Origin of the sequence: Enterococcus nangangensis, assembly GCF_005405245.1 — a bacterium.
Lineage (GTDB): Bacteria > Bacillota > Bacilli > Lactobacillales > Enterococcaceae > Enterococcus_J > Enterococcus_J nangangensis.
This window is the reverse complement of sequence record NZ_BJDR01000044.1, coordinates 1-6,075: the sequence shown is the minus strand read 5'-3', so window position 1 is coordinate 6,075 and position 6,075 is coordinate 1. Positions and strand designations below refer to the sequence as shown.

Here is a 6,075-nt window from a genome sequence, read left to right as displayed (position 1 = left end):
CTATAAGTATTTGCCATTTTACACAACCCTTTCATAAAGCAGTTTAATAACTCTACGAAAATGTGTCTACTAAATTATAGTTTTGGATCGTTTCATCCGTCCATTGATCAAATTTAGATAATTCAGGCACTGGGACTAAAACATAAAGACCTTCTTGACCATCAGGTGCTAAGGAAGAGTCTTTCAGGGTTGGACGATACAAGTAGAAGGAAGGATCTTCTGGCATTTTGCCAGCCTCGAAGAGATCATCTACATTGCGTTTAAAATCATTGGCAAAATAAATGCTATGGAGTGCGCTATCTTCATATTTTTTGTCCAGTCCTAAATAAAGCAAGAAACAAGAACAAGAGTAATCCATCGAAGCGATTTTTTGATTGGTATATTTGCCGCGTTTTGATTCCTCAGGAATCAAGCTTTCCATGGCATAAGGAAAATCAGCCGCACAAATCACGGCATCTGCGGTAATCGTTTCTCCATTGACACGAACGCCTTTGGTTTGCTTGTTTTCGATCAATAATTCATCGATTGGGGTATTGTAATGGATCGTTCCGCCTAATTCTTGGAACAAACGTGCCATACCAGTGGCTAACGTATACATGCCACCTTTGATGAAATAGACCCCATACATCAACTGATGGTATAAAGGGACGGCCCTTGATAAGGGGAGACACCGATATATAAGGTTTGAAACGCCAATGATTTTCGCAGGCGATCATCTTTGACAAATTTAGAAATAGAAGAGTAGGCGTCACTAAACGTCCGCAGCTTTAACCCTGCCCATAATGATTTGGGATTGTAAAAGTCTCGCCATGTCCGAAACGACTTGGTGATAAAGGACTCTTTGGCGATCACATAGCGTTTGTAGATATCTGCTAAAAAGGCAAAATAGCCTTGAGCATCTTCTTCCGAGATAGCTTCGAGCGTTTTGGTCAATTCTACTAAGTCGTTTGAGAAGGTCAGCGGTTCGTCTTGAGCAAAATACAGCTGCAGCATCGGATCGACTTTCTCCATAGGAATATAGTCATTTGGATCAACGCCAGCAAATTCAAACACTTCACGATAAATTTCAGGCATCATCACGATGGTGGGTCCCACATCAAAGGTAAAGCCGTTTTCCTTGATCTGATTCATTTTGCCCCCAGGTTGCCCTTCTTTTTCGTAGAGGGTGACGTCATAGCCAAGTTTTTGCAAACGGACAGCAGCAGCTAATCCTGACACGCCCGCACCAACAATAATAATTTTTCTCATGCTTGCTCCTTCTGCGAATCATCTGATTTGGCTTCTTTTTTCGTGTGTTCTTTTTCTTCTAAAACGCCATCCTTCATGACGAGGACCCGATCACAATAATCTGTTAAACGGGTATCATGGGTCACCATAATGGTGGCTTTTTGTTTTTCTTTGGTTTCTTTCGCTAAGATTTTGACGACTTCGACGGCTTTTTTTGAATCAAGACTCGCCGTTGGTTCATCTGCCAATATGATGGTGGGATCATGATAGAGCGCTCGGGCAATAGCCACTCGCTGTCTTTCACCACCAGAAAGTTCATCGGGGTATTTGTTCTGCAGCTTTTCGATCCCTAGTTGTTCAAACAAATCAGTTTCTGATTGCTCTTGGGGTTCTTTGCTGACCTTATCAACCAATTGAAGTTGCTTTTTGACCGTCAAAAAAGGGACAAGGTTGGAAGCTTGTAAAATAAAGCCAATCTTTTTGAAACGAGTTTTTGCCCGTTGCTTTTCTTTTTGTTTACTAAAGGGTTCGTCATTGATAAATACTTCGCCTTCAGAGGGAGCTTGTAGACCACCGGCAATCGTCAGAAAGGTACTTTTCCCAGAGCCGGAAGGACCGATGATGGCGACAAATTCGCCTTTTTCTACCGAAAAGTTGGTTTCTTTCAAGGCTTCAATCGTCGCGTCCCCATCTTTAAATGATTTTTTGACTTGTTTGAATTCAATGGCACTCATGTTTTTTCCTCCTATCCGATTGCTTTCAATGGGTCGATTTTTACAATCGTTCGCACCGAGAAGAAAGCACCTAGCATCGCGATCAGAATCATCATGACACTGATACTAGCAAAGAATAATAGACTGATTTGGAATGGCACTGCCGCAGGTAACACGAGGGCGGTACCAATCGTTGCCAACCCACCGATCAAAACACCCGAGGTTGCCAATAAGAACGTTTGAGCAATCACTGAAAAAGCAATGTAGCGGCTAGAGATTCCTTGAGCTTTCATGACACCAAAAATTTCTGATTTTTGCATCGTTAGCACATAGATGAAAATTCCGATAACGATGGCAGCGATCACAATCAAGAACCCAATCATAAAGCCAAAGGTCAGCACTTGTGCGTTGTAACCAGGCAATTCATTAATAAATTTGCTGATATCCGTAGCGATCAGATCATCTGGCACTTCTTTGATTTTGCCACGAATCACGATAGCGTTGATACGGGCATTTTCTGAGTTATCTTCTTTTTCAAAACGAATTTCTTGATACGCACCAATCGACGTGTAAAGGACCGAAGCGACACTGAAACGGGCGTTATCTGTAAAACCGACGATTTTCAATTTTTTTTCACTGCCAGCTAATTTGATGGTGTCACCAATGGAAATACCATATTCTTCCTCAATACTGCTATCGGCGACCGCTTCATCATCTGAATCAAACATCTCGCCATCGGTAATATTTGGTGCTAAAAATTGATCTGGTTCAATGCCGAAAAAGGTGACATCGACTTTTTCACCGTTGTCTTCTTTGGTCACTACCCCAGCGGTTTGTGCCAAAACTGCTTTTTCTGGTGCATCAACTTCATCATAAAGACTGCGAGGAAGCATCGACATGTTTAAATTATCATTTGCTTCTTCAGTCAACAAAATTTGATCTGCCTCCCATTTGTCGACCGCCATCCGATTATCTTGAGCCAACCCATAAGCTAACCCCGTTAAAAAAAAGACCAAATAGGCAATTAAAAACATGATCCCTGTTACTAGGGCATAACGTAATTTGGAATGACGTATTTCATTGATTGCTAAAAACATAACGATTCCTCCTACTATTTTATCACTTGATAAAATTAAAATATCATTTTTTTTTTTTTTAGCAAACAAACTTGCTTAGAAAGTCTAGTGGTAATAAGTCAAGAGAAAATTCTAAATGATTTTACCGCAAAGACCTAAAAGAAGGTGCACTTAAATAAGCCCAGTGAAATAAACCGTTTTCAATAGCCGTGTTCAAAGGATCGCGTCAATAACATTTTGTTATTTCTCTATCTGCCTCCTTTGTGGCATATAGAGTTGGTGGTTACGTAACAGAATATCCACCAGACGCACAAATTTTCTTGCGGTTAAGACGACGGCACGTTTGTGTTGATGTTTGGCTGTTTCTTTATACTTCTTGTGGTAAAACTCCTTATACTCGGCATCTCGTGATCGGACTAAGTTGGTGGCTTCAACTAAGTAATATCGAAGATAACGATTGCCTCGTTTCGCTAGAGAGGTGTTCTCAGAGTTCTTATCACCTGATTGGTTCTTAGGCCAATGGAGACCAGCATATTTGGCGATTTTCGCTTCATTTTCAAATCGTTCAATTTGTCCAATCTCAGCTAAGATTCCACCGGCATAGACAGGACCAACACCAGGAATACTTGTGAGACATTGATACTCAGGAAGGGTCACAACGAGTTATTGAATCCGCTTGATCAAGCTCTTTTATCAACTGCTCTAATCTGCGTATTTCGCGTGCAATAACGCTTAGAACGATATCGACAGAATCTTGTTGGACTTTACCTAAGCGGTAACTTCCACGGATTGCTTTGGTAATTGCTTTAGCAGTGTTTTCAGGATTTTTAAAACAGCCTCGCCCCATCTTTTGGATCAAGGCTGCGAAATCTTCTAAGGGCATTTGCGCCAATTGATCAAGGGAATAGTCTTCCGTCATTAACGAGACAAGAGTGGCGCTAAGAACAGAAGTGGTACTTCCGCCAGCTTTTAACTCAATCGGTAGACGATTGCATTTATAATAAATGTTCTCGATGAAGTGTTGCTTGGCTTCAACCAATTGTTCAACAATCTGAAGTCTGGTACGAGTTAAGTGCTGTAACGCCCGATATTGTTCTTCTTTCACAATGGATGTCGCGTAGCGGACGCACTCGAAAGTAATCAGCTCTAAATGATTGGCCACTTCACGATAGGACATCTCAGTTGTTTGATATAACTCTATCGCATCCATCTTGAATTGAACAGAATAATGTTGATTTTTTTGCTTTCGATAAAGTCCTTCTTCGCCAAACTCTCGAAAAGAATTAATCCATGTTTTAATCTGACTTGAGCTTTTGATGTTATATTTGTTGGCAAGATAACCCAATCCACCTTTACTCTCAAGATATTCTTGAATAATTTTCATCTTAAATTCTAAATCATATTTAGCCATAAAAATAGCGACCTCCAAAAGTTAGATTTTTGGTCTAACTTTTGGGGGTCGCTTCAAAGTGCGGATGTCAGCCATTTTTTATTTCAGGCTATTATAAGTAAGCTAAAATATTTTTGCCAGTTTCAGAATTTAAGCCATGGATGAACAGGTCGTAAATCAAGGTGGCTAGCTCATCGGCAGTTAAATAGTTTGGATTTTTTGCCCAACTACGAAAAGTGGCTACTGCTGCTGAAAAGAGGGCTTCGCGCACAAAATAAATTTTAGCTGACTCTTGATCAAGAGGTGTTTTATTAGGAAGCGGCGAAGGTAATTCTCCTTTGAGACGATCCGTAAAACGATTACTGCCGAAGTCTCCTAGTAAAACTGCTAGATAGTCCTGCTTTTCTTCAAAAATGTGGGCGATATGTTGTAACCAATTCACATCAATCTCAGTGACATGCTGTAACCAGTCAGTCTCTTCAAAAAGTGGCAGCGCAGCCTCTCGTTCAGCAATGATAAAGGACAGGACATCGTCTTCTAAGTAATCGCGCAAATCATAGATATCTTTAAAATATTGATAAAAGGTACTGCGGTTATAGCCGGTCATACGGACTAATGCTTGTACGGTAATTTTTTAGATAGGCATTTGTTGGTAAAGGGTACAAAAAGCATCAATAAAAGTTTTTTGGGTTTTCTCAGTAACTTGCGGGCGCTTATTCATACTGCTGATTCACTCCTTTTTAAATCCGACAGTTTCGCTAAAATTGATGGTTGTTGAAAGATTTGTCCTATGCCATAATTCATTTCGCAGTAGATGATACAACACATTGTTGGATTAGTAAATAGGAAAGTAGGGAAAAGATGTCTGTACTTGAAGTCGCCAATGTTACTAAAGACTACGGTCACGGGCGTGGCATTTTTGAGGTTAGCTTTGCCGTAGAAAAAGGAGAAGTATTTGGCTTTTTAGGGCCTAATGGTGCAGGAAAGACCACCACGATTCGGCACATTATGGGCTTTTCTAAGCCGCAAAAGGGTCAGACCTTTGTCAACGGCCGCGATAGCTGGCAAAAATATTATGAAAATCAAAAAGAAATTGGTTATTTGCCAGGAGAAATTGCCTTGCCTGAGTCTTTAACCGGTACGCAATTTATCAAAATGATGGCCGAACTACGCGGACTTAAGAATTTAGAACATACCGAGTATTTAAGCGAAAAATTTCAGTTAGATGCCACTGGCGGCATTAAGCAAATGTCCTTAGGGATGAAACGGAAATTAGCTGTAGTGACTGCTTTTATGCATGATCCCCAAGTTTTGGTATTGGATGAGCGGACTTCCGGGTTAGACCCCATGATGCAAGAAGTCTTTATTAACTTTGTTAAGGAAGAGAAACAACGTGGAAAGACCATTTTACTTTCCAGTCATATCTTTTCGGAAATTGATGCTACTTGTGACCGCATCGCCATCATTAAAGACGGCCGGATTGTTTCCAATTTTGTAGCCGATGATTTACGTCATCAGGAAACAAAAACGTTTAAGTTGGAGTTTAAAACGGCGGCAGATTATCAAGCTTTTATTGCCCAATGTCAAAATTCGAGAGCGTAAAATAGTTTGTGTAAATTAGCGTATTGAAAAAGGAAGACCTTATCCGTATGATTAAAGCGTCTAAACC

At 40.5% G+C, this 6,075-nt stretch carries 4 protein-coding genes and 3 pseudogenes; 1 reads left to right on the top strand and 6 read right to left on the bottom strand.

Going from position 1 to position 6,075, the window contains the following annotated elements; all coding sequences use genetic code 11:
• Positions 1-76 precede the first annotated feature (76 nt).
• The 6 genes and pseudogenes from FFM57_RS09690 to FFM57_RS09665 all read right to left on the bottom strand — a co-directional run.
• Positions 77-1,248, bottom strand: a pseudogene (locus FFM57_RS09690) (phytoene desaturase family protein); the annotation flags it as partial.
• On the bottom strand, positions 1,245-1,961 hold the full coding sequence (locus tag FFM57_RS09685; RefSeq protein ID WP_137600317.1) for an ABC transporter ATP-binding protein: 717 nt from the start codon (positions 1,959-1,961) through the stop codon (positions 1,245-1,247). The pseudogene FFM57_RS09690 and the gene FFM57_RS09685, both read right to left, overlap by 4 nt.
• An 11-nt stretch (positions 1,962-1,972) precedes the next feature.
• Positions 1,973-3,037 (bottom strand): ABC transporter permease, encoded by a 1,065-nt coding sequence (locus FFM57_RS09680; RefSeq protein WP_137600316.1) that lies wholly within the window; start codon positions 3,035-3,037, stop codon positions 1,973-1,975.
• A gap of 219 nt (positions 3,038-3,256) precedes the next feature.
• A pseudogene (locus FFM57_RS09675) lies at positions 3,257-4,161 on the bottom strand (IS110 family RNA-guided transposase); the annotation flags it as partial.
• A pseudogene (locus FFM57_RS09670) lies at positions 4,158-4,427 on the bottom strand (helix-turn-helix domain-containing protein); the annotation flags it as partial. The pseudogenes FFM57_RS09675 and FFM57_RS09670, both read right to left, overlap by 4 nt.
• 91 nt (positions 4,428-4,518) lie before the next feature.
• Positions 4,519-5,013, bottom strand: coding sequence for a hypothetical protein (locus tag FFM57_RS09665; protein WP_137600315.1), 495 nt, complete (start codon positions 5,011-5,013; stop codon positions 4,519-4,521).
• A 254-nt stretch (positions 5,014-5,267) separates the two neighbouring features.
• On the opposite strand from FFM57_RS09665, the gene FFM57_RS09660 reads away from it, so the two are divergent.
• Positions 5,268-6,008, top strand: coding sequence for an ABC transporter ATP-binding protein (locus FFM57_RS09660; protein ID WP_137600314.1), 741 nt, complete (start codon positions 5,268-5,270; stop codon positions 6,006-6,008).
• Positions 6,009-6,075 lie beyond the last annotated feature (67 nt).

Excerpts from the sequence above, each read along its gene's own strand:
- FFM57_RS09685 (WP_137600317.1), bottom strand. The coding sequence starts at position 1,961 with ATGAGTGCCATTGAATTCAAACAAGTCAAAAAATCATTTAAAGATGGG.
- FFM57_RS09680 (WP_137600316.1), bottom strand. The coding sequence starts at position 3,037 with ATGTTTTTAGCAATCAATGAAATACGTCATTCCAAATTACGTTATGCC.
- FFM57_RS09665 (WP_137600315.1), bottom strand. The coding sequence starts at position 5,013 with ATGACCGGCTATAACCGCAGTACCTTTTATCAATATTTTAAAGATATC.
- FFM57_RS09660 (WP_137600314.1), top strand. The coding sequence starts at position 5,268 with ATGTCTGTACTTGAAGTCGCCAATGTTACTAAAGACTACGGTCACGGG.